Raw genomic sequence first — 22,477 nt, forward strand, 5'->3', positions numbered from 1 at the left:
TTATGGTGGTCCTAGATAATTGGGGCTATGAAACTTGGAAATCACTTTCTGCTTGGCCTTGGGGCAACACTGGTGGTTGTCTCTCTGGGGACTGCTGCTTGGGCAGGGCCATCGGTGCCGAGAGGGGCCTATATCACGCGGCCCGTGGTGAGTGGCCAGGATCTTACGAAGCTGGTGCGGACATCGCCGTTGGTGCGCCAGCGCTATGAGAAGGCATGGGGGCTCTCGACAGTGGAGACTCTCAAGCGCTTTGCGGGGATTCGTCTGGGGAAGCTGCCACAGACCGCGATGCTGAATGTCTACTACTTCCGGCCCACGACAGGGAGCTGGGGCTACAAGCTCCGGCGGGTGAAGCAGGGGACTCCCGTCTTTCTGCGTACGGATGGGACGCCCGTGATGATGAAGATCTGCGGCAACCCGATCGCCAAGCCGGCCAAGCCGGTTTCCCCACAGGATCAGGCCAAGGTCCCTGATTTCACTCCCGAGGAGAGTATCGAGACCCTGCACACCGACACCCCGCCGCCGGCTGACCCGGCTCCCTTTCCTCCAGACCAGCGCTCGGTGGCGCTGCAAGAGTCTGGGGCTCCCCTCCCCGCCGAGCCCACAAGCCCACCTGAGACGACGTTCCTGACCGAGACCCCTGAGGCTGCGACAGACCCGGGGGCGGCTCCCAAGCAAGAGAAAAAGCGTGGAGGGGGCTTTGCGCTTCCCTTTAACCTAATCCTCAGTAGCCTGGGATCGTCTGCTGCTTCGGGACTTGTGGGAGGTGGGAGCCCTGGTGGCATGAGTACAGTAAGCCCAACCAATATGGAGGGCTTGGCTTCGTCGGCGCCTTCCGGCGGCACGGAGCCTCCCTCCCAAGTTATGGTGCGCACTCCCACTGTAGCACCGCGTGTCACGCGTACAGAGGTACTGGAGAATATCCTTGGAAATGCAGGCGGGGGAGGTGGTGGTAAGAGCGTACGGGATGGAGGAGATGGCTCGCTCTCCGCACCGGAGCCTTCGATGGCGCTGATGCTCCCTCTGCTCCCGATGGTGCTCTGGAAGACACGGCGGCGCGACGCGGTAAAATAGGGCTATGCCCACCTATACCTACCGCTGCGACGAGCCCTGTGAGACCTGCGGCGGCAATCAGGAAGTCTTTCAGCGCATGTCCGATGCGCCCCTTACCCAGTGCCAGGAGTGCGACAAGGCGATCCGTCGCGTGGTGAGCCTGCCCCTGCGCGCCGTGGTCAATAGCGGCAACCTCTCCGACAGTAATATCGAGGCCAAGGGCTTCACCAAGTATGTCCGCGCGGGAAAAGGCCGCTACGAAAAAGTGGCAGGCTCCGCCGAAGCGCCCGCGACACTCGATGGCAATAATACCGCCGACGGGCTGTAGGAAGCTTGCCCCCTGACCCCCGCCTGCCCATGACCCCCAATTTTGGGGGCCAGGGGGCGATATAGGATATTTTCTAGGTCAAATAACGGTCTTAGGTAAGAATACCAACCGCAAAAGTGCTGTATAATCGTCGCCAAACCTGCCGAACTGCCAGAAAATAGCATCGGCAACAAGGATATGCTGATGATTTTCCGCTCTCGCGCGACCTTACTTGCCTCCCTGGGTATCGCTGTCGTCTCTCTGGGTATCGGCGATGCCCACGCTGCCGATCTCACCTGGGACAATGGCTCGGGGGACTTTCTCTGGAACACCTCCAGTCTCAACTGGACCGGGGCGGCCTGGGTCAATGCTCCTATCAATGGCGCGATCTTCGGCGCGACCGGTGCTGGGACGGTCAGTGTGGCCAGCCCCGTTGTCGTGGATAGCCTGAATGTTACGGGGGGCGCTTACTCCTTCAATGGAGGTGGCTCGCTGATCTTTGGGGCGGGCTCTAGTACCCAGACCACGGGGGTGGTCAATGTCGCCTCTGGGCTCACGACGCAGATCAGTATCCCGATCACTAGCACAGTGGGCTTTCAGAAGATCGGGGCGGGGGTTCTGGAGCTGAGCGGTGCCGGTAACTTCTCGGGCGGTATCCCCCTGACCTCGAATGGCAACCTCAGGGCCGATGTGATTGTCGGGGGCACCACGGGCAACATCGCCGCCGGGACCCTGCGCCTGCTCAACTCCAGTGTCTTGCCCTCTTCCACCCGTGTCAGTATCGCCAATGGCTACCTGGATATCGGGAGCAACAACCTAACCCTCTCGCAGCTTACTTTCGTCAACCAGACCAGCAGCGCCGCCTGGAACACGACCCTCAATGCCAACAACGGTGTGGTCGGAAGCGGCACCCTACGCGTCCTGGGAGACATTAATGTCATTGGTGTTACGGGCAACAACTTCGGCAACTCGATCGCGGCGAACCTAGATTTAGGCGGCGGGACTCAGCTCGTGCGGGTGGGGGTCAGTAGCTCGTTCGGGCTCAACACTGCCCTGATGTTCACCGGCTCACTCAGCAACGGCTCGCTCCTTAAGATGCCGGGCTATACCTTTGCAGGGACCTACGGCTCCATCGACGGTATCAGTCTCTTTGGGAACAATACCTACACTGGCTCGACCGTGCTCAACTCTGGCACCAATGTCATTACCGGTACCAACGCCACGACCTCCCTGAAGATCGCCGGAATCGGGGGGCCGGGCGGGAGCCAGGCGATCCTCCAGGGGGCCAATGGCTCGCTTCAGTCCGCTACCCGAATCCAGGCGTTCGCGGCGGGAACCTTCGTGATCGACAACAACGCCGCCTCGGGAGCCAGTGGGAACAACGCCCCCAATATCCCCGCGGCGCAGAACAACGACCGTATCCGCGACGATGCGACAATCGAGCTACGCGATGGCAACCTGATCTACCGGGGGCTGCTGAACGCGACCGCCTCGGAGACCTTTGGGGCGCTGACGGTCAGTGGCGGCCACAATGTCGTCAATATCATCACCGGCGCGGGGGCGGCGGGCTCGGGGACGGGCTCGGCCACCTTGACGGTCAATGGGAACCTTACCCTGGCTCCCCGCGCGACTATGGTGATCGGCAACACGAGCCTGGGCGGGGTGAGCAAGCTCTTTGTCAATGGCACCCTCCCCGCCGCCGACTCCACCGGAATCCTGCCGCGCATGGTGGGAACCAATGATTTTCTCACCTACAACGCCGCCACCGGCTTCACTCCCTTCACCGCCTACGCCACCGACTTCAGCACGCCGGGGACGAATGTCACCCGCGCGGCGGCCTCGACCATTGGCAACGCCAACATCAACGCCCTCAAGACCACCGCGACCTTCACCACGACCATTGGCACGGGAAACACCCTGAGTGTCGCCTCGGGGATGCTCTTTAGCCAGAGCGGAACCCACACCCTCGCGGGGGGAACCGTGGCCTTCGGGGCAACGCCCGGCGTCTTGTTCGGCTCGACCACCTTTGGGGCCACCGGCTTCCCGACTGCCATCACCGGCACGCAGGGGATTATTGTCGCCAACGGCACCGCCAACTTTACCACCAACGCGAACCTCTCCGGTCTCACCGGCCCGCTCACTGTCTCATCGAACGGGGCGACCGCGACCCTGGCCACCAGCACCTTCACCGGCCCGATCGACGTTCGCGCGGGGACACTCAACCTCAACACCAGCCAGACCGGGGCGGGCCTAGGGGCGATCACGCTCGGGGTCGCGCAGAACGACTCCAACCTGCTGGGCACGGTTCCCACCCTGAGCTTCTCCGGGGCGGGGGCCAACGCGACCTTCGACCGGCCTCTGATTGTCGATAACGGGGCCCAGAACCTGGCGGGCGATGCGCTGCCCTTCTCCATGATGGCGCGCCTTACGCCGCTGAGCAACACCACCGGCTCCCAGACCTGGAACGGCAACATCACCCTCAACTCGCCGGTCAACCTCCAGGGCGGCGGCGGGGGCGGTACGGGCGCGACCAACTTCACCGGGACAATCTCAGGGTCGTCGGCCTTCTTTATCCCCAACGGGCGGGTAAGCTTCACGTCCACGTCGGTTCTCTCGAACGCCGGCGGGTTCACGCTGGGCAACTCGGGCAATACCATGATCGCCGACTTCCAGGGGACTGCCACGGGCAACGCCCCCCTGACGATCAACGGCGGCAACAACAACGTTGTCAGCTATGGCTCGGCGACCAGCCTGCCGGGCGGGACGATCACCGTCCAGAACGCCTCGGGCTCGACCGCCCCGACCCTTACTCCGACCTCGAGCTCGACCCTCGGCAACACCATCCAGCTCAACGGCGATGCCAACGCCAATGTCGCCAGCGGGCTGTCGGCGACCTGGGCCGGCCCCTTGCAGGGAACGGGGACGCTCAACAAGAACACGGGCACGGGGACTCTGGCGCTCACTAGCAATGCCTCGACCCACACCGGCGCGATCAATGTCAACGCGGGGACGCTGCTGGTCAATGGCACGCTCGCGACCTCGACCAGCGCTCTGACCGTGGGAGCGGCGGGGACGTTAGGTGGCTCGGGGATTATCAACCGACCGGTAAACGTGAGTGGGACGGTGTCTCCGGGCAGTAGTCCCGGCATCCTGACGGTCAATGGCAATGTCGGGTTCAGCGCCGGCTCGACCTTCTTTGCCGAGCTGACCAGCAACCTGGTGGGTGTAGGCTACGACCAGCTCGCCGTGAACGGCACGGTCGGGCTGGGAAGCGCCAACCTCGCGCTGAACCTCACCTTCGCCCCAACCGCCACGCAGAGCTTCTTCCTGCTCACCAATGACGGAACCGACGCGATCACGGGGACCTTCAACGGCCTCACCGAGGGCGCGCCGGTCAGCGCGACCTTCAGCGGGACGACCTACACGGGGCGGATCAGCTACCTGGGTAACTCGACCACCAACGCCACCAGCGGCGGCAACGATGTGGTTCTCTATAACTTCACCGCCGCCTCCAGCACGGCCCCGGAGCCGGGGACTCTTGTCCTCCTCACGCTGGGCACGCTCGGCCTGCTGATCGCCCCACGACGCAAGTAGCCCTGCCCGCCCCCTGACCCCCACAAGTGGGGGTCAGGGGGCAAGGCTTCCTACCGCGCCAGCTCCCAGGCGAGGTGCGCCAGCTCGGGGGCGATGAGCTTCTCCCAGGCGAGGACCACGGCCTTGTGGGAACCTGGCGTGGAGAAGACCACCATGCCGTGGTAGGTGCCCGCGACCGCGCGGGAGAGCATCGCCGCCGCGCCCACTTGCTCCCAGGAGAGCATGCGAAAGAGCTCCCCAAAGCCCGGAAGGGTCTTCTCGAGCCGCGCCGCTAGCGCATCGTAGGTCGTGTCTCGGGCGGAGATTCCCGTGCCGCCATTGAAGAGAAGCACCTGCACCCCCGCGGCCGCGGCCTGCTCTAGGGCGCTCTGGACCTGGTCCGGCTCGTCTTTTATGAGCTGGTAGAGCGTCAGGTGGTGCCCTGCCGCCAGCAGCTCCCGGATCAGGAACTGCCCGTTGAGGTCGGTCTCTTTGGTGCGCGTGTCGCTGACCGTGATAATCCCGAGGGAGACCGGCCCCCCCTCGGCGGCGATTCGCTGGTGTTGCTCGTGGCTCATGTGAGGCTATCGTACCCGAATCCGCCGCTCGGGGGACGAAAGCGGGGCTGGGATGGGCTAGGCTGGGTCAATGCAACAAAACGGCGGAGCGGACATGATGACCCAGTCTGCGCTAACCAGTGTCTTACGTGAGGTGCGGACCACGGCGGCGTTCTACGAGCAGGCGGCGCGGCGCTTTGGCCGTGCCTCTGCCTTTGCCGAACTCGCCCAAGACGAGCGCCGGCACGAGCGTCTGGTGCTGGCCCTGCTGAAGACCTACCGAATCGCGGCCCCCAAGCCCCCGCCGCCCCTGCCGCTCCCCAAGACCCTCCCCGAGGCGCTCCAGCAGAGTGTCCGTCTGGAGAAACACACGGTCGCGGAGTGTGACCACTACCTCCGGTTTCTCAAGGCGCGCGAGATTGTCGATCTCTTCGGAGCGATCCGGGTCTCGGCGCGGGAGCTCCACCTGCCCCGGCTTCAGAAAAAACTAGGGACGGACTCACCCTCGCACCTCAGCCCCGCACAAGTACACCGGCTCGACCAGAAGCTCAATAAACGCCGGTAACGCTAAGAATTCCCCCACGCCTGAGCAGATTCAGGCTAAAATGCGCGAAGAAGAAAAGGCTTGGTGGGAGGCAGACGCATAATGGGTGGATTTTTGACGTGGTGGAAGTCAACGCCGCTTTACATTCGGATCATGATCGCGCTGGTGATCGGGGCGATTGTCGGCTCGGTTTGGGGCGAGGGAGCGGCGAATCTTGAGGTTCCCGCCAAGCTGATCCTGCGGATGCTTGGGGCGCTGGCACCGCCGCTGATCCTCGTGGCCGTGATCCAAGCGCTGATGAAGACCGAGGTGCGTGGTAAGCTCGCCGCCAAGCTCGGGGGGCTGCTGGTGCTCAATACCGTGGTCGCGATCGTGATCGGGCTGATTGTCGCCAATGTGATCCAGCCGGGCACCCACGGCAAGCTAGAGCTCCCGGCTCCCAAGGCAACTCTCTCGTCGAAAGAGACCGATCCCCAGAAGAAGCTGATCCTAGAGACCATGGAGAAGGCGGGCTGGAAGGCCCCCGAGGCCAAGAAAGAGGTCTGGGAGCAGTTTCTGGACAATGTCCCCAAGAGTATCGCCGCGCCGCTGGTGGAGAACAATGTTATCGGGATCATCCTGCTGGCGCTGGCCTTTGGCTCGGTGCTGCGGCAGCTCAAGGACCGCGCGATCTCGACCGTGATGGAGGCGGTCGATGTGGCGATGGAGACCCTAGTGAGCATCCTCCATGGGGTGATTCAGGTGGTGCCCGTGGGCATCTTCGGGATTGTGTCCTCGATTGTGGGCAAGCAGGGCTTTGCGCCGTTTGCCGCACTGGGCTACTTCATTGTCGCGGTGCTGGTGGGGCTGTTCCTCCAGGCGCTCTGGTACCTGGGCCGTGTCCGCGCAGGTTCTTGGGTGCGCCCCGGCCAGCTCCTGCAGGGCTGCCGCGATGCGCTCGTGATGGCCTTCTCCACGGCGTCGTCTACTGCCACCATGCCCGTGACCTTTGAGTGCCTCTGGACCAAGGTCGGGCTGCGCGAGCGCTCGGCGAGCATGGGCGCGCTGGTGGGCTCGAACTTCAACAACGACGGCACGGCGCTCTACGAGGCGATGTCGGCGCTGTTTATCGCGCAGATGCTCGGGCAGCACCTCACCCTCCAGCAGCAGCTTCTGATTGTCATTACGAGTATTGTCGCCTCGGTCGGGGCCGCCGGAATCCCCGAGGCGGGCCTGGTCACCATGACCCTAGTCTTCACCGCCGTGGGCCTGGATGTGCGCTACATCGCGCTGCTCTTCACCGTGGACTGGTTCTTGGACCGCTGCCGCACGATGATCAATGTGATGGGCGACATGAATATCTCCTGCCTGCTGGATGGCAAGGAGCGTGAGGAGCCCAGCGAGCGCCTGCCGGACATGCTCGCCGGCCACGAATCCTAGACGCCGATTGAAATCGGCGTCTGCAGTGGCCTTCGGCCACAAAGCCCGTGCCGGGCTACAATATTGCGCCCCCCTTCGCAGCGAAGAATGAGCCGCCCAGAGGGCACCCGGCCGGAGGGGGTGGCGAGCCCTAGCGAGCCGGGGGAGGCTAGCCCGGCACGGGCTTTGCGGCGGAGGAACGACGCCACTGTTGACGCCTAATTTTATTGGGCGCTCAGAGCCGCACGACAAGATCGAGGCCGTCGCTGTTTTTGGTACGCTTCGCCATCCCCCCATCGTCTTTTCCATCGTCCCCGACACTGTAGAGCGTGCACCCGGTGCCCTCTTTTTTGTAGCGGAGTGTCTGCTTCGTGGGCGAGAGCGGGTCGAGGGGAAGGGTGGGGGAATCGGGGAACGCGCCGGTCTTTGCCCTCTCTTCCAGTAGCGCCAGCGCGGACTCCCGTAGGTTTTTCTGTGCGAGGATCGTGAGCTGTGTCTTGCGTGGTGCCTGCGAGAAGACGGGAGCGAGGAGCAGGGCCATGACATTCTGCGGCAGGTTGATGCGGTCACGCTCCCAGGCTTTCAGGAAGCGGTCCATCTCTTGCATCTTGGAATAATCGTCGGTGCGTTTCGCCTCACGAATGATCTGGAAGGCCTTGCGCCAGAAGACCAGGAGCTGCTTCTCCCAGAACGCGGCGGCAATGGGGGAGACAAGGGAGAAGGTCTTCGTGACACTGCTGCCAGCAAATCCGTAGCTGTTTCCGTCGTTGTCGATGTTTGCCTCCTCCGGGTAGGCAAGCTTGCCCTCGCGCAGGAGCTTCATGCAGACCGTGCTGAGCACCACCTCGCCCTTGAAATAGTGCTCCGGGTCGAGGGGCGGGCCAAAGGCAGCATGGGCGGCGTGGGCCTCGGGGCTGGGGCCAAAGCGCTTGAGAGTCTCGATATAGCCCTTGTCGGCATTGGCATGAATCGCGACTGAGACAAGCGCGGCGATGATGCACGGGGTCTCGCCGATCAGGTTGCCCAGCTTGGCGGCGCGGGTGATATCCGCCCACGCCGCCGACGCGTCTTGTGCGAGCAGGGCGCGGCAGATGAGCGTGCGGGCAAACTGGCGCAGGACTGCAAACTCCGGGAGGAGCAGGTTGGGGCCGAGGCTCCAGTCGTAGGCGAGGTCACAGTGCGGGCGCTCTAACGCGTCCTCCACGAGGGTTATCAGCGCGGCGTAGCGGGTGAGGCCTGCGGAGAACTCCGCCTGCGCCGTTGCGTCCTTGGGGTTCTTGAGGAAGTCGCTGGCGGCCTTGTCCCAGAGGTTACACTCGCGCTTGGGAAGGGCGTTGTAGCGCTGGGTGAGCTCTTTGAGGAGCGGTCCCGCGTTCTGCGAATCAGGAACGGGGGGATTGGGCCGGAGGTCGTCTGGGGTGAGCGGGAGCCCCTCACGGCGAGCGCCCGCCCGCTGCTCCTCCAAGAGGCCCGGCCCCGTGACCCCGAGAATCATAGTGCCCACCAGCGGCGAGGCAGCCAAGGCAACTCCCGTACCCTTCAAAAGCCCACGACGTGTTACGTTCATGGTTGCCTAAACGCAGGACACGCGGATTTGGTTACGGCCTCAGGTGCGATTGGCGAGCTCGATCAGGTTGCCGTCGGGGTCGCGGAAGTAGAGCGAGAGGATCGGGCCGGTGGCTCCGGTGCGGGCGACGGGGCCTTCGATTATCTCGACAGTGCATTGCTCTAGGTGCGCGGCGAGCTCGCTCAGCGGGGTCTCGGTGAGGAAGCAGAGGTCGGCGGAGCCGGGTGTCGGGAGCGTTGCCTTGGGCTCTAGCTCCCGACCGGCTTGGTGTAGGTTGATTTTCTGGTCCCCGAAGCGCATCGCGACCCGGCCCGCGCCGAAGGTCTGCGGCTCCATCCCGAGCACGCGCTGGTAAAACTCTACAGTGCGCGGGATATCGGCGACCGTCAGAACCAAATGGTCTAGTCTTAGCCCAGCGACTTGCACAGATTGGCCATCTCGATGGCGGCGACCGCAGCCTCGGCGCCTTTATTGCCCGCCTTGGTTCCGGCGCGCTCGATAGCCTGCTCGATCGTGTCGCAGGTCAGGACGCCGAAGGTCACCGTGGTATCCGTGGCGAGCATGGCCTGCGCGATTCCCTTGCTGGCCTCCGACGCAATGTAGTCGTAGTGGTCGGTGGAGCCACGGATCAGGCACCCGAGGCAGACCACGGCATCGTACTTGCCCGAGGCGGCCATCTTGCGGGCGATCAGCGGAATCTCAAAGGTCCCTGGCACACGCGCAATCGCGACTTTCTCCGGGTCACCGCCGTGCCGACGGAACGCATCGAGCGCTCCTTCGAGCAGGCGCTCGGTGATAAAACCGTTCCAGCGCGAGATCACAATTCCCAATCTGAGCCCAGTCGCAACCAGACTTCCTTCAAAAACCTGCGGCATGGGGTTATCATACCCTATAATGCCAGCGTGAAAATCGCCCTTGCGCCGCTCGACGAGCGCCCTGTCAATACCCGCTACCCCTCTCAGATCGCCGCGATCGCCGGTGCCGAGGTCGCTCTGCCGCCGCTTGAGATTCGTGGCGCGGCCCGCACCCCCGCCGATACCGCCGCGGTCGCCGCGTGGCTTCGGGAGCAGGCGGAGAGCGCCGAGGGGCTCGTGGCGTCGGTGGAGTATCTCGCGTGGGGCAACCTCATCAACTCCCGTATCTCCCACGAGACCACGGCGGAGGGGCTGGCGCGGCTCGCCCCGCTGGTGCAGGCCAAGGAGAGCGGCGCGCTGGTCTATGCCTTCGCACTCATCACCCGGGTCGCCAATGCCAACGACTGCGTCGAGGAGCCGCTCTGGTGGAAGACCTACGGAACCCGCTGCTACGCCCTCTCCCAGCTTCTTCATAAGCAGACGGTCGGGGCGCTGGAGGCAGGCGAGGTGGAGCGCATTGCTACCCTGCGCGCCGAGGTTCCCACCGAGCACCTGCGCGAGTTCCTCACCCGCCGCGAGCGCAACCACGCGCTCAATCTCAGTGTGCTCAATCTCCTCGCAAGTGAAAAACTCTCGTTCTTGCTCATCACGTCGGATGACACGTCGCAGTGGGGTCTGCCCAGCCGCGAGAAGGCCTGGCTGGAGAGCTGGGCGGACCTGCTCGACGTTCGCGGCCGCATGATGCTCCACCCCGGCGCCGATGAAGTGGGCTCGGCGCTGACGGCACGCCTGCTCTGCGAGAAGCTGGGGCGGCGGCCGCGCATCTTCCCGCTCTACGCGCTCCCCGGCGACGAAGCGATTATCGCGCCGTACGAGGACCGCGCGGTGCGCCTGACGGTCGAGGGGCAGATCGGGGCGTGTGGCGGGCTCCTGGCAGGCTCCCCCGAAGACGCTGACTTGATCCTTGGTGTCCTCACGCCCTCGCCCCGCCGTACCGAGTGGCGCGCCGACTTCGCCGATGCGGAGCGCGCGGCCCGCCAGGGTGCCTACGAGGCGTTCTTCGCGGAGCTGGGGAAATTCCAGGACTCTGGAAAGCTGGTCGCGCTGGGCGATGTGGCCTACCCCAATGGCGCTGACCCGCTCGCCATGGACCTCCTCTTTGCGGAAAGCTCACCCTGCGCGCCCGGCAAGCTCGCCAGCTTCGGTGCCTGGAACACGGCGGGCAACTCGCTGGGCACGACGGTCGCGCAAGCCGTCGCGCTCTGGCTCGCGGGCGACAAGGCCGATCTCCACGCGCAGAATATCGCCCTGACCCACCACTTTCTCGAAGGCTGGGGCTACCAGACCGAGGTCAGGAGAGAAGCGCGCGCCAAGAACACCGAGCGCTTCGGCCACCACGACCCGGCCCCCCCCGCCCCCAATGATGGGGGAGCCATGGATCAGATCGCCTTCACGTGTGCAAGTATCGAGGCGGGGCTGCAACTTCGCCTTGCCCAGCTCCAGAAACGCGGTGTCGGGGTGGGCCTCACGCTCGTCCCTGGCTCCGTGACGCTCCCTTGGAGCCGCACCTTTGAGTGCGACTTTGAGCTGGTTTGAAGTGGTATCCTGAAGTCAATGACCATTCGTGCCCTCTTTTTCGGCCACTACCGTGATATCGTCTCATCCGGCGAGCGGGAGCTGACTCTTGACGTGCCCGCGACGGTCGCCGATGCCGCCGCCGCGCTGGCCGCGTCGGAGCCGCGCCTCGCGGATCTTCTGAGCCGCACCCGCGTGGCCGTGGGGGCGGACTTCGCGACCGCCGAGACGCCCCTCAAAGACGGTGACGAGCTGGCGTTCTTGCCCCCGATGAGCGGAGGGTAGGGTGTTAACTCTTAAAGATCTGACATTTGAGATAGATGCGGCTTCTTTCTACGGGATCATCTCGCGTTGCAGTGGCGGTTTGCTTGATCTAAGCTGGCACCTTGAGTTTGAGATGGAGGAGAAAGAATGTGAGGGAATTCCCTGGGATATTACGATAAGCTCATCGAATTTACGCATTTCTTTCCCTAATCCCTGCGATCTAGAAAACACAGAGTTTATTGTTCCAAATAATGATCAGGATGAAGACTCTCCCTTCCTATTTACTTTTCTTGAACATGATCCTGTCTATGATGCAGGTCTTCAGTTTGGGGTCTGGCACGAGAACCTCATAGATTTTAAAATGCAAGCAAAGACAAATCCTCAAGCCAGCGAAGACTATGACACGAATATAGATCTTGTGATCGCTCTCGCCTTGCCCTTTAAAGGGATTTTTTGTACAACATATTCCTATGAAGCTGCTATTGGTTCTGAAGAAGCACAAGACTGGCTACGTCAGGTTGGCTTATGCCCCGAGAGTTTTAGCTCCCTGATCGAGATAACGGAGAACCCTTCGATCATTAGCTCGCAGTTTTGTTTTTTATATTCTAAAGGAGCGAGTGCTTAGCATGGTGCTTTTGACGACCGAGCCGCTCCAGCCGCAGCAGGCGGTAGAGGCGGTGATGACCGACTCCGACGGCGCGTACGTGCAGTTTGTGGGGGTGGTGCGGGACCACTCCAAGGGCCGGAGCGTGACGGGGCTGGAGTACCAGGTCTATGCCCCGATGGCCGTGGCGCAGCTGGAGAAGCTGGTCGCGGAGGTGAAGGCGCGCTGGGGGCTGGCCTGCGCGATCCTGCACCGCTACGGCTTTATCCCTGTGGGCGAGACCGCGGTGGTGGTGTGTGTCGCCAGTAGCCACCGGGCGGAGGCGTTCGACGCCTGCCGCTGGGCGATCGACACGCTCAAGGCCGATGTGCCGATCTGGAAGAAGGAGTTCTGCCCCGATGGCACCTTCTGGATCGAGGGCGACGAGGCGATCACGGCTCAATGAGCGCGGTGACCATTCGCCCCATGGTGGGCACGGATATCGAGACGGTCGCGCGGATCGAGCGGCAGTCGTTTACCAGCAACTGGACCACGTCGGCGTGGGTCAATGAGCTCTCCAACCCCTTTGCGATCTATCTGGTGGCGGAGCTGGAGGGCGAGGTGGTGGGGCACTGCGGCTTTCACTTGGTCATGGACGAGGCCCATATCACGACCCTGGCGGTCGCGGAGACCTGGCGCAACCAGAAGCTCGGAGAGCGGCTCTTGGTGGGAATGCTGGAGACCGCCCAAACCCGCGGGGCAACGTCGGCGACATTGGAGGTGCGCCGCAGCAACGCCCCCGCGCAGCACCTCTACCAAAAGTACGGCTTCTCCTGGGAAGGCACCCGCAAGGGCTACTACGACGGCGAGGATGGCGATATTCTCTGGGTGCGCCGCATGGAAGACCCCGCCTGGAAGAAGCGCTTCACCGAGAACCGAACACGGCTAATGGCAGTGGTCAGTAGCGACTGAGGCTAACAACGCCATCCGTGCGCTTATACTGTTCTTGGACATGGCAGCTCTGGCAACGGGCTAGCTTCCCACGCTCCATAACTCTCTCGGCTTCACCATCAACGACGAGAAACTCCCAGTCGTAGCAGCATGACCTCTTTGTCGGGTTGTGCCAGCAACGGGAGGGCTAGTGCCAGCAGTGACACCAGCCCCCCTAGGTATTTTGCGTCCATGCCCTACTTTACCGACTTTTGCCAGGCAAGCGTTTCCTTGAGGTAGTCACGGAGCTTCTCGAACTCCTCGACGCCCACCAGAGTGACCTTGAGCTGGCGGTTGGCGACCGCAAACGACTGGCCGCGCAGGAGCTTGCCCGACGAATAGATCGAGAACTCCTGGCGCTTGCCCACGACACCCATCTCCAGCGTGCAGTCCTCGGCGAGGGCGTAGCTGTAGCTGACGAGCCCCATGTCCTTGCCCTGGATCTCACGGTACTTTTGGATCGTCGCATCGAGGTACTTGAGCAGGCCATCCACCTCCTTGCTGTCCAGATACGCCGACGAGGTGTAGATACCGACGGCATCGGTGCGGCCTCCGAGGAAGATCTCGCCGCTGTTGTCGGCCTTGGTGTCCTGGAAGTAGAGGTAGATACCGTCCTTGCGCTCCTGCCCACCCTCGGCATCGACCGTGATGGCGGTGGCATTTGCCCAGCTCCGGCCACGTCCGCTGATGCGGCAGGGGGTGAGGCGGCGGACGGTCGCGGCGCCGGGGGCCTCCAGGCGGGCACGCAGCTCCGACGTGTCGGCGTGGGCGGGGGAGACAAAACAGGGCAGCGCGGCGGCTGCCAGCAGAAACAGAGTCACTTTTTTCATCACCTCCAAAGACGACAGCGGCCTTGGAGATGTGACAGATTTAGTGCAGGACCCCGGCGTGTGGCCCGAGGCTACCAAACTTCGCGAGGGTCTTGAGATACTCATCCGGCAGGCCGATATCCCAGCGCTCGCCCTCGACCAGGAGCGCACGGTAGTTGTCCGGGTTGCGCTTCCAGAGCAGCTCCTGGCCGCTCGTGAGCTGGAACTCGTTCTTGACCCGCGTGTTGGTGGCGATCAGCTCCCCGAGGCAGTCGAAGATCTCCGATGTGAACAGATGAATCCCAAAGTGTCCCAAGTAGGTGCCGTCGGCGAGGCCCTCGGTCTTGAGCGCCTGCACCTCCGCGATAGTGGGCTTCTCCTGGAGCGCCAGGATCTCGTAGAGGCCCGGAGTCTGAGTTGCCTTACCCTTGAGGATGCCCGTGACACTCACCCCGCTCTCGGGCTCCAGCCGGACGCCCGTCACCGAGCCGCCTGAGGCCTCGCCCGCCGCGAGCAGCTGGCCCAGAGGATCGCCGGTGTAGACATGGTCGCCCAGGAGCAGGAGAATCGGCTCCCCGTTGGCAAAGTCTCTTGCCTGGTAGACCGCGTGCCCAAACCCCTCGGGCGAGGGCTGCTCGACATAGGTGATGCGCTCGGCGAGGCTCGCCAGCTTCTCTCCCTCGGCCAGGAGCCAGTCTTTCCCCGCAAACACGTTTCCTTCGTCGGCGGTGAAGGCACGGAAGTGCTCCTGGAAGGTGCCCGCGCCACCCTTCTCCACGACAATACACAGCTCCTCGATCCCCGCGGCCACACAGGTCTCGGCGATCAGCTGGATCGTGGGCTTGACCAGGCCATCGGTGTCGATTAAGGGGAGGAGCTCTTTCTGGATCGCGCGGGTGGCGGGAAACATGCGGGTGCCGCGGCCAGCGGCGGTGATAACGGCTTTACGGGTTCTCATAGGGGGTTAAAGATGGGCCTGGACCTCTGCCTCTAAGACACTGGGCTCGACAAGGCCATCGATAGTTGCAGCGATCTTGCCATCACGCCCCACGATAAACGTCGCGGGGATCGCACGGATGCCATAGGCCATGCCCTGCTCCGGGGTGACATTGAGCTGCGGCCAGTCCATCTCGTTGTCCTTGGCAAACTGAGTCGCCTGGGTGAGATCGTCGTTGGAGACCATCCCGATCACCTCTAGGCCACGCGCGGCGTACTTTTTGTGTAGCGCCACGACACTGGGGAGCTCCTTGCGGCAGGGGCCACACCAGGTCGCCCAGAAGTTCACCAGGACCACCTTGCCCTTGTAGTCGGCGAGGCTCACCTGCTTGCCATCGGCGGTCTTGCCCTCGAGAGGGGGAGCGGGCTGGTCCATGAGCACACCCTTGTGGAGCTCGGGGTTGCCGGGTTTGGTGAGGAGGGTGACCGCGCTCATCAGAGCGATGGCGGCGATGCCATAGAACACAATCGGGGGGATCTGACGTTTCATGAGTCGCTCCTCAGACGAGGAAAAAGAGTATGCCGAAGGCGAGACTCGAACTCGCACGGGTTGCCCCACACGCTTTTGAGGCGCGCATGTCTACCATTTCATCACTTCGGCTACGGCGACAATTATACCACAGACAGAAAACCTCTCCCCCTGCCCCCCGGGTACCCTCTGGGTGCGGGCGTTCGTGCCTCACTGGGAAAGGAGGGAGCCAGAGGGGGATTCCCCCCCCTTCCCCAACGAGGAACGAGTGCCTGGGGAGGGGGCAGGGGGAGGAGAGGTTACTCGGGAGAGGTTAAAGAGGCTCCTACCGCCAGAGGCCTTCGCGGTAGAGGCGCTCGACCAGGGCTATTGTCGGGAGGGCGGTGACCGCATCGTAGAGGTCGGGGGCGGTCTCAGAGTCGAAGCGGCGGCCCGAGCGTAGGGCAGCGACAAACGCCTTATCGGGGGTGGGGATGCGGTAGGTGGCGGGGTCGGGGACCTCGATAGAGCAGCCGCTCTCGCGGACATAGAGCTCGGCGGGCATGCCCTCGCGCTGGTGCCAGCCTGCGGTGCCATTCTCGCCAAAGACCTGGATACGCTCTAGGGTCTCGGTGGCATCGCCCAGCAAGGTGAGCTCGGCGCGGGCATCGCTACGAAAGCGGAGCTGCACCGATGCACAGACATCCACCTCGGCGGTCCCGGCCTTGTAAAGCTGGGCGCTGGCGACGCTGAGTGGCTCGGGGATCAGGCTGAGGGTGAGGTCGAGCATCGACGCGCCGGCATCGCGCAGGAAGCCGCCGCCCTCGGACTCGTGCATGCGCCAGGTGCGCCCGTGGGTCTGGAGCCAGGGCTGGCTGCGCAGGATCGAGACAAAGCGCACCGGCCCAATCTTGCCCACCGCAGCCTGCAGGAAGCGTGCATGGCCGCGCGCGCGCCGGGTGTAGGAGACAAAGAGCGCCAGGTTCTTCTCGCGCGCCTTCTGCACCAGAGCCTGCCCCAGCGCATGATTCGTGACAAAGGGCTTCTCACAGAGGACGTGGACACCCGCCTCCAGCGCCGCGGCGATCTGGTCGGCGTGGCGGGCGTGGGGCGTACACAGAACAATCGCATCGGCACAGCCCGCGGCAAGTAGGTCCTGCTCCGAGCGGAAGAGCTGAGGGCGCTGCGGGAGGGCGCGTGCCATGCGCGAGAGCGCCTCGGCATCGGGGTCGCAGATCGCGACAATCTGTGCGCCATCGGCGACAAGACGCTCCGCATGGACCGCCCCAACCGTCCCACAGCCTGCCAGTGCTAGCCTTGGTTCCGCCACTAGAGCCCGAGCCCCCGAAGTGCGGTACGGATCAAGGTCGCTGCCTCGTCGGGGGTCTCGGCGACCGGCGCGGGCGCGAGGATCTCACAGGCGATAGAGCCGCTGTAGCCCGCGCGACGTAGCCCGCTCAGGAAGCTCACCAAGTCGATCTCGCCCGTGCCCGGCACCACCCGCTGACCGTCTTTGGCACCCGCCGGCCCCACTCCCACCGGCGCATCGTTGATGTGCACATGGACAATCTGGCTATCGGTCAGGGCCGCGAGCTCGTCCTCGGTGATTCCCGTGGTGTAGCAGTGGTAGGAGTCCACGAGCAGGCCGATATTGCTCTGCCCGGTCTCGGCGATCAGCTCCAGGGTCTGCGGGAGGGTCCAGACTGTCGGGTTGGGCCCCATCTGGTTCTCGCCGCCCGCGCGCAGGTGGTGCGGCCCGACCCACTCCAGGCCAAAGCGGACACCGTAGTCGGCGAAGACCTTCCCGATCTCAGTGAAGCGCGCGACCGTGCGGGTGCGCCACTCGGACGAGTCGTCGCTGGTGGCGCTGGGCATCCAGGTGCAGCAGCGGTCGCAACCCAGCTGCTGGGCCAGCGCCGCGCGCGCCGCAAGAGTCTCCATCCCGCTGGTGAACGCTGCATCGTCGCGCCGCCACTCGACCTCGAGCCCAAAGCTCGCGGGCGCGACTCCCAGCAAGAGAAGCTTCTCACTCAGCGCGGTGGCACCCCCCAGCTCATCGGCGAGGCGCTGGGCGCTGCTGATCCCAAAGTCGATTCCCGCATAGCCCGTGCGTGCTGCCAGCTCCGCAAACTCCAGCAGGCTCAGCTTGCCCGCTCCCAGTCCTGCCCCACAGAGTGAAAGTTGCATGCCTTTGATTTCGCCAAAGTGTGCTACAATCCCTCTATGCCACGCATTGAGAGCCATATCTTAATCAAGACCTACCGGGATGCCGTGATTGAAGTCGCCCGCGACAACGAGGCCTTTCCGGAGTTCATGGACGATGTCGAGTCTGTGACGGTTCTGACGCGCTCCGAGGACGGTAAGACCGTCACCAGCGAGTGGGTGGGGATCGTCCCCAAGCTCAAGAAGCGCATCACCTGGGCCGAGGAAGATGTCTGGGATCTGGAGCGCGGGATGCTCAACTTCAAGCAGGTCAGCGGTGACTTCGACGAGTTCCATGGCACCTGGACCTTCACCGAGATCGAGCCGGGCCTGACCAAGTTCGACTCCGTGCTGGTCTACCGCCTGGAGATCCCGCTGGTGGGAGCGCTCATCAACGCTATCATCCACAAGACCATGCAGAACAATGTCGAGGCCACCCAGCAAGCCATCAAGAAGCGCTGCGAAGGCCGCGCGTAGCCGTCGCCCTCTCAAGCCCGGACACTCGTTGTCCGGGAGCCCGCCAAGCCCATGAACCTCCCCGATGACTACACCTTTGATGTGCTCTCCGCGCGGGCACAGCTAGCCGCGCTGGCGCTCAAGACCCCCGATGCGCCCATCACCCTGACCCTGGCGCAGCTCGGTGCGGGAGGGCTGGAGGCGGAGTCGGACATTCGGCTAAAGGCGACCGAGGCTGCCGCGCTCCTGGAGCAAGTGGGGGAGGACCAGCGCATCCACGGCAAGCCGATCTATGTCTTGCGCATCACCGAATCGCGGTTTGAAACGCCGCCACCGCCGCCTCGGGACGATCCGTAAAGGCGTAGACCTCTAGCGATTTCTCGTAGAGCGCACGGCGCAGGATGAAGTGCTGTCGGCAGATATTGTCGTGGTAGAGCAGGTCCCGAAAGAGATTGGGGTGCCGGAAGAACGCCGCATCGTGGAGCTGCTCCGCGACCGAGGTGAAGCGCCAGCCAAACTCCCCATCCGCGAGGAAAAAGTGGTCACAGGGCGGCCCCTCAATCGGGGAGCAGTCCGTGCCACAGTAAGGGCAGACCCAGCCAGGTACAAGCACAACCAGAACGTACCGCAAGTTCTATGCCTCTGTCAAGCGCAACCAAGTCCCGCTTCCTGTCGTCTTTTTTTAAGGAGAGATGCAAGATGTTGCGGAAGATTCGGGATGGGTGGAATCGGCTGGTCTGGTGCCTTCTTCTGGGGAAGCCCTCGCCACTCGCCGAGGCTGAGGAGAGAGAGCGTGCCATGGACCGAGCCCACGAGGCGACGGAGCAGCTCCTACAGGTACTACGGCAAGACCTAGAGCCCCTGGCACGCCTGCAAGCGCTCGAAGACCACCTCGCGCTCTATCCGGAGAGCGATCATGGGCGACGGTTTTATCTCCACCTGCTTGCGACCGAGGGGCGCACCGAGGAGGCACTCGCTCTCTGCCAGGAGTACCAGCAGCGACGCCCTGCGGGCGGCTACGGCTGGGTGGGAGTCTCGCTGTTGAGCGAGCTGGGACGCCATGAGGAGGCCTTGGCACTCTGCGAAGAGCAACGCGGGAATCTCCCCTACCCCGAACTTGAGCACCCCTTGGCATTGCGTGTTGTCGAGCTACGCCTTGCTCAGGGGCAGCGTGAGGAGGCACGTGTGGCGCTCCGCCAAGCCCAGAGCGTCCGGCGCCACGCGCCATCGTCCGAGGAGTTTCTCCTTGAGGCGGAGCTGGAAGCGCTGGAAGGCAAGCGGGAGAGCGCGGCACGGCTCCTGAAGCGTGCTCTCTGGAGCACCCCCGATGACGGGGCACGGCCCATTCAGGAAAAAGTCGGGCGTCTGCGGCAACGCTACGGGCTGTGAGCCGGTACAATAGAGAAACGATGGCGCAGGAGCTGATAGAGAAAGAGAGCCAGAGTGTCTGGGAGCGGCTGGGGGGCACCGATGGAGGAGCGCCTGAGGCCTTTGCCGCGCTGGTCGATGCCTTCTACGATGGGGTCGCCGAGGATGCACTCCTGCGGCCGATGTATCCTGCGGAGAGCGATCTCAAGGAGGAGCGCGAGAACCTGGCGCTCTTTCTGATCCAGTACTTCGGCGGCCCGGCACTCTACGCGGTCAAGCGCGGCCACCCGCGCCTGCGGATGCGCCACAACCCCTTTAAGATCGGCCCCGCCGCCCGCGATATCTGGCTGAAGCACATGGAGGCTGCGCTGGTCGCCACCCCCGCGATCACGCCCGTGGCCCCGACCCTCCGCGCCTACTTTATCGAGGTCGCCCACTTTCTCCAGAACTCCGACACGGACTGAGATAGAGGGATATACTGAAGCTGTCCCGCCGCAATGCCAAGGGTGGCCGGTGGGCGAAAGGTTCCAGGTGATACCCATGGGTGATAAATCTCCCAAGTCGGTGAAGAAGCAGGCCGGACAGAAGCAGGGCCGTGAAGATGCTGCAAAGACCAAGCGCGATGCCGACGAGGCAGCACGCATCGCGGCAAAAGTTCCCCCAAAGAAGTGACTCCTCTCGAACACCCCTCGCGCACCGCGCGGGGGGCTTTTGTTTTTTTAGGTAAACTACCCGCATGACTCTGACACTTCTCTCTGACCTCTGGGACGACTCTCTGGCGGCGACGCTTGATGAGCCCGAGCTGCTGCGCTATCGCTCCAACCTGCTGGGCTCCGACCCGCGCCTGACCAACTTCGGCGGGGGCAACACCAGCGCAAAAATCCCCCTGCCCGACCCCGTGACCGGCGAGACCGCGACGGTGCTCTGGGTAAAGGGCTCCGGCGGCGACCTGGGCACCATCAAGCGCGAGGGCTTCGCGACCCTCTACCAAGACAAATTAGAGGCGCTGAAGAAACGCTACCGGGGCGATGCCTTTGAGGACGAGATGGTCGATCTCTACCCGCTCTGTGTCTTTGGCACCAATCCCCGCGCGGCCTCGATCGACACCCCACTCCATGCGTTTTTGCCGTTTCGCCATGTCGATCACCTCCACCCAGACTGGGCGATCGCGCTGGCGGCGTCGGCCAATGGCCCGGAGCTGCTCGAAAAACTCCGCGCGGAGACGGGCCTGCACCTGGTCTGGCTGCCCTGGAAGCGCCCCGGCTTCGAGCTGGGTCTCTGGCTGGAGAAGGCGGTCGCCGAGAACCCGAGCTGCGATGGGATCATCCTGGGCTCACACGGGATCTTCACCTGGGGCGATGATGCCAAGGGGAGCTACCTCAACACGCTCCGTGTCCTCGATCTCATTGGGCAGTTTGTCTTGAAGCATATCGACCATGCCACGCTCTTTGGCGGACAGATCACCGAGCCACGCTCTGACCGCCGTGCGCTGGCCCGATTTGTTCTTCCCGCGCTCCGGGGCCGCAACCTCGCCCACTTCTCCGACTCCGAGGCCGTCCTGCGCTTTGTGAGCTCCGCCGATGCCGCCGCGCTTGCGGAGAAGGGGACGAGCTGCCCGGATCACTTTGTGCGCACCAAGGTCAAGCCGCTGTTTGTGCACTGGGACGCGAAAAACGGCACGGCGTCCGACCTGCTCGCTGCCATTCAAGACGCGCTCCCCGGCTACCGCGCCGACTACGCGGCCTACTACGAAACCAACAAGGAGCCCGACTCGCCCGCCATCCGCTCCAGTGACCCGTCGGTGGTGCTCATTCCCGGTGTGGGGATGCTCAGCTTTGGCAAGAACAAGCAGGAGGCGCGCATCACTGGTGAGTTCTACACCAACGCGATCCATGTCATGGAGGGGGCCACGAGCATGGCCCCCCCCGCCCCCACAGGTGGGGGAGCCGGAAATTATGTCTCGCTGACGCCGCGCGAGGCGTTTCGGATCGAGTACTGGCTGCTGGAAGAGGCGAAGCTAAAGCGCATGCCGCCGGAGAAAGAGCTGGCGCGGCAGGTCGCTGTGGTGGTGGGGACGGGGAGTGGGATCGGGCGGGCGGTGGTGAACCGGCTCGTGAAAGATGGCGCGGTGGTGGTCTGTGCGGACATTAATCTGGCGCTAGCGCAGGAGACCGCTGCGCCGCACGGGGAGAGCGCCCTCGCCGTGGAGTGCAATATCACGGATCGCGCGTCGGTGCGGGCGGCGATGGACGCCGCGACTCTGGCCTACGGGGGAATCGACACGCTGATCGCTGTGGCTGCTGTGATCTTCTCCCCCGACGACACCGGCCGCGTCACCGAGGCGCAGTGGCGCACGACCTTCGACGTGAACACGCTCGGGAGCTACCTGGCCGCCGACGAGGCGATGCAGGTGATGCAGGCGCAGGGCAGCGGCGGTCAGGTCGTGCTAATCTCTAGCGCCAATGGCGTGGTCGCCAAGCAGGGGAGCTTTGCCTACGATGCCAGCAAGGCGGCGCTGAATCATCTGGTCCGCGAGCTGGCCGTGGTCGGTGGCCCCAGCGGGATTCGCGTCAATGGCGTCTCTCCCGCGTCGGTGGTCTCCGGCAGCCACCAGTTCCCTCGGGATCGTGTCTTGACGTCGCTGGCTAAGTACGGGATCGACTTCGACCCGAGCGAGGAGACCGAGGCGCTCCGCGAGAAGCTCGCCGGGTTCTACGCCCAACGCACACTCCTCAAGAAGCGCGTCACCCCCGAGGCGGTCGCCGAGGCGGTCTTTCTCCTTGCCTCCCCTACGCGCTTCTCTCTCACCACCGGGCAGTCGCTCCCCGTGGACGCCGGCCTCACCGAGGCGTTTCTGCGGTAAAAACGCAGCGATCAGCCGGAGGGGGTCGGCGGTGGTGCCGCCGGGGGGAGGTAGGGCGGGCGAAAATAAA

General features: G+C 63.9%; 26 protein-coding genes and 1 tRNA gene. 16 read left to right on the forward strand and 11 right to left on the reverse strand.

Annotated features, from left to right (window positions below):
- Positions 1-27: 27 nt before the first annotated feature.
- From HNQ39_RS02460 to HNQ39_RS02470, 3 genes are all read left to right on the forward strand, one after another.
- Positions 28-1,074, forward strand: a complete 1,047-nt coding sequence (locus tag HNQ39_RS02460; RefSeq protein WP_184192371.1) for a hypothetical protein — start codon at positions 28-30, stop codon at positions 1,072-1,074.
- Between the two features lie 4 nt (positions 1,075-1,078).
- Positions 1,079-1,381 carry an FmdB family zinc ribbon protein gene (locus tag HNQ39_RS02465; RefSeq protein ID WP_184192372.1) on the forward strand — a complete coding sequence of 101 codons (303 nt, stop codon included), beginning with the start codon at positions 1,079-1,081 and terminating at the stop codon, positions 1,379-1,381.
- 183 nt (positions 1,382-1,564) lie between these two features.
- On the forward strand, positions 1,565-4,954 hold the full coding sequence (locus HNQ39_RS02470; protein WP_184192373.1) for a beta strand repeat-containing protein: 3,390 nt from the start codon (positions 1,565-1,567) through the stop codon (positions 4,952-4,954).
- Between the two features lie 50 nt (positions 4,955-5,004).
- Here HNQ39_RS02470 and HNQ39_RS02475 read toward each other — a convergent pair whose 3' ends face one another.
- On the reverse strand, positions 5,005-5,511 hold the full coding sequence (locus tag HNQ39_RS02475) for a MogA/MoaB family molybdenum cofactor biosynthesis protein (RefSeq protein ID WP_184192374.1): 507 nt from the start codon (positions 5,509-5,511) through the stop codon (positions 5,005-5,007).
- A gap of 70 nt (positions 5,512-5,581) precedes the next feature.
- On the opposite strand from HNQ39_RS02475, the gene HNQ39_RS02480 reads away from it, so the two are divergent.
- Entirely contained in the window at positions 5,582-6,055 is a 474-nt protein-coding gene (locus tag HNQ39_RS02480) for a hypothetical protein (protein WP_184192375.1), read from the forward strand.
- Positions 6,056-6,187: 132 nt separating this feature from the next.
- On the forward strand, positions 6,188-7,453 hold the full coding sequence (locus tag HNQ39_RS02485) for a dicarboxylate/amino acid:cation symporter (protein ID WP_221289759.1): 1,266 nt from the start codon (positions 6,188-6,190) through the stop codon (positions 7,451-7,453).
- Between the two features lie 214 nt (positions 7,454-7,667).
- Here the strand turns inward: HNQ39_RS02485 and HNQ39_RS02490 are convergent, their stop codons facing one another.
- The 3 genes from HNQ39_RS02490 to ribH are packed head-to-tail and all read right to left on the reverse strand — an operon-like array spanning position 7,668 to position 9,874.
- The gene (locus HNQ39_RS02490; RefSeq protein WP_184192377.1) at positions 7,668-8,999 is read right to left on the reverse strand and encodes a hypothetical protein; all 1,332 of its coding nucleotides are present in this window, start codon (positions 8,997-8,999) and stop codon (positions 7,668-7,670) included.
- Positions 9,000-9,038: 39 nt separating this feature from the next.
- The gene (locus HNQ39_RS02495) at positions 9,039-9,395 is read right to left on the reverse strand and encodes a VOC family protein (protein WP_221289761.1); all 357 of its coding nucleotides are present in this window, start codon (positions 9,393-9,395) and stop codon (positions 9,039-9,041) included.
- 11 nt (positions 9,396-9,406) lie between these two features.
- On the reverse strand, positions 9,407-9,874 hold the full coding sequence (gene ribH / locus HNQ39_RS02500; protein WP_184192379.1) for a 6,7-dimethyl-8-ribityllumazine synthase: 468 nt from the start codon (positions 9,872-9,874) through the stop codon (positions 9,407-9,409).
- 27 nt (positions 9,875-9,901) lie between these two features.
- Between ribH and HNQ39_RS02505 the strand changes: the two genes are divergently transcribed.
- From HNQ39_RS02505 to rimI, 5 genes are read left to right on the forward strand one after another with little or no spacing between them, the layout of a single operon-like run.
- Positions 9,902-11,449 carry a DUF4127 family protein gene (locus HNQ39_RS02505; RefSeq protein ID WP_184192380.1) on the forward strand — a complete coding sequence of 516 codons (1,548 nt, stop codon included), beginning with the start codon at positions 9,902-9,904 and terminating at the stop codon, positions 11,447-11,449.
- 18 nt (positions 11,450-11,467) lie between these two features.
- On the forward strand, positions 11,468-11,713 hold the full coding sequence (locus HNQ39_RS02510; RefSeq protein WP_184192381.1) for a MoaD/ThiS family protein: 246 nt from the start codon (positions 11,468-11,470) through the stop codon (positions 11,711-11,713).
- Position 11,714: 1 nt separating this feature from the next.
- Positions 11,715-12,317: a hypothetical protein gene (locus HNQ39_RS02515; RefSeq protein ID WP_184192382.1), complete on the forward strand. Its 603-nt coding sequence runs from the start codon at positions 11,715-11,717 to the stop codon at positions 12,315-12,317.
- A 1-nt stretch (position 12,318) separates the two neighbouring features.
- Positions 12,319-12,741, forward strand: a complete 423-nt coding sequence (locus HNQ39_RS02520) for a molybdenum cofactor biosynthesis protein MoaE (RefSeq protein ID WP_184192383.1) — start codon at positions 12,319-12,321, stop codon at positions 12,739-12,741.
- Positions 12,738-13,247: a ribosomal protein S18-alanine N-acetyltransferase gene (gene rimI, locus HNQ39_RS02525; protein ID WP_184192384.1), complete on the forward strand. Its 510-nt coding sequence runs from the start codon at positions 12,738-12,740 to the stop codon at positions 13,245-13,247. Before HNQ39_RS02520 ends, rimI begins: the two co-directional genes overlap by 4 nt.
- 215 nt (positions 13,248-13,462) lie before the next feature.
- On the opposite strand, the gene HNQ39_RS02530 is transcribed toward rimI, so the two are convergent.
- The 6 genes from HNQ39_RS02530 to HNQ39_RS02555 all read right to left on the reverse strand — a co-directional run bounded on the left by HNQ39_RS02530 (position 13,463) and on the right by HNQ39_RS02555 (position 17,705).
- Positions 13,463-14,095 (reverse strand): hypothetical protein, encoded by a 633-nt coding sequence (locus tag HNQ39_RS02530; RefSeq protein WP_184192385.1) that lies wholly within the window; start codon positions 14,093-14,095, stop codon positions 13,463-13,465.
- 40 nt (positions 14,096-14,135) lie between these two features.
- Positions 14,136-15,032: a sugar phosphate nucleotidyltransferase gene (locus HNQ39_RS02535; protein WP_184192386.1), complete on the reverse strand. Its 897-nt coding sequence runs from the start codon at positions 15,030-15,032 to the stop codon at positions 14,136-14,138.
- A 6-nt stretch (positions 15,033-15,038) separates the two neighbouring features.
- A complete protein-coding gene (locus HNQ39_RS02540; protein WP_184192387.1) occupies positions 15,039-15,560 on the reverse strand; it encodes a TlpA family protein disulfide reductase in 522 nt (173 codons plus the stop codon).
- A 30-nt stretch (positions 15,561-15,590) separates the two neighbouring features.
- A tRNA-Leu gene (locus tag HNQ39_RS02545) sits at positions 15,591-15,671 on the reverse strand.
- A gap of 193 nt (positions 15,672-15,864) precedes the next feature.
- The gene (locus tag HNQ39_RS02550) at positions 15,865-16,848 is read right to left on the reverse strand and encodes a Gfo/Idh/MocA family oxidoreductase (protein WP_184192388.1); all 984 of its coding nucleotides are present in this window, start codon (positions 16,846-16,848) and stop codon (positions 15,865-15,867) included.
- On the reverse strand, positions 16,848-17,705 hold the full coding sequence (locus HNQ39_RS02555; protein ID WP_184192389.1) for a sugar phosphate isomerase/epimerase family protein: 858 nt from the start codon (positions 17,703-17,705) through the stop codon (positions 16,848-16,850). Before HNQ39_RS02555 ends, HNQ39_RS02550 begins: the two co-directional genes overlap by 1 nt.
- A gap of 36 nt (positions 17,706-17,741) precedes the next feature.
- Between HNQ39_RS02555 and HNQ39_RS02560 the strand changes: the two genes are divergently transcribed.
- Together HNQ39_RS02560 and HNQ39_RS02565 are read left to right on the forward strand one after the other, a co-directional pair.
- Positions 17,742-18,197, forward strand: coding sequence for a type II toxin-antitoxin system RatA family toxin (locus HNQ39_RS02560; RefSeq protein WP_184192390.1), 456 nt, complete (start codon positions 17,742-17,744; stop codon positions 18,195-18,197).
- A gap of 51 nt (positions 18,198-18,248) precedes the next feature.
- Positions 18,249-18,533 (forward strand): hypothetical protein, encoded by a 285-nt coding sequence (locus tag HNQ39_RS02565; RefSeq protein ID WP_184192391.1) that lies wholly within the window; start codon positions 18,249-18,251, stop codon positions 18,531-18,533.
- Here HNQ39_RS02565 and HNQ39_RS02570 read toward each other — a convergent pair.
- Entirely contained in the window at positions 18,481-18,789 is a 309-nt protein-coding gene (locus HNQ39_RS02570; RefSeq protein ID WP_184192392.1) for a hypothetical protein, read from the reverse strand. The two genes, HNQ39_RS02565 and HNQ39_RS02570, sit on opposite strands and share 53 nt — an antisense overlap.
- Before the next feature lie 86 nt (positions 18,790-18,875).
- Here HNQ39_RS02570 and HNQ39_RS02575 point away from each other — a divergent pair, with 86 nt between their 5' ends.
- The 4 genes from HNQ39_RS02575 (at position 18,876) to HNQ39_RS02585 (ending at position 22,407) form a co-directional block, all read left to right on the forward strand.
- Complete coding sequence (locus HNQ39_RS02575) at positions 18,876-19,565, forward strand: tetratricopeptide repeat protein (RefSeq protein WP_184192393.1); 690 nt, start codon at positions 18,876-18,878, stop codon at positions 19,563-19,565.
- A 20-nt stretch (positions 19,566-19,585) separates the two neighbouring features.
- Positions 19,586-20,008, forward strand: coding sequence for a globin domain-containing protein (locus HNQ39_RS02580; protein ID WP_184192394.1), 423 nt, complete (start codon positions 19,586-19,588; stop codon positions 20,006-20,008).
- A 76-nt stretch (positions 20,009-20,084) separates the two neighbouring features.
- Complete coding sequence (locus HNQ39_RS30210) at positions 20,085-20,216, forward strand: hypothetical protein (protein ID WP_281380140.1); 132 nt, start codon at positions 20,085-20,087, stop codon at positions 20,214-20,216.
- Positions 20,217-20,280: 64 nt separating this feature from the next.
- The gene (locus HNQ39_RS02585; RefSeq protein ID WP_184192395.1) at positions 20,281-22,407 is read left to right on the forward strand and encodes a bifunctional rhamnulose-1-phosphate aldolase/short-chain dehydrogenase; all 2,127 of its coding nucleotides are present in this window, start codon (positions 20,281-20,283) and stop codon (positions 22,405-22,407) included.
- The last annotated feature ends 70 nt before the right edge of the window (positions 22,408-22,477 follow it).

Origin of the sequence: Armatimonas rosea, from assembly GCF_014202505.1 — a bacterium.
In the GTDB taxonomy this organism is placed as follows: domain Bacteria; phylum Armatimonadota; class Armatimonadia; order Armatimonadales; family Armatimonadaceae; genus Armatimonas; species Armatimonas rosea.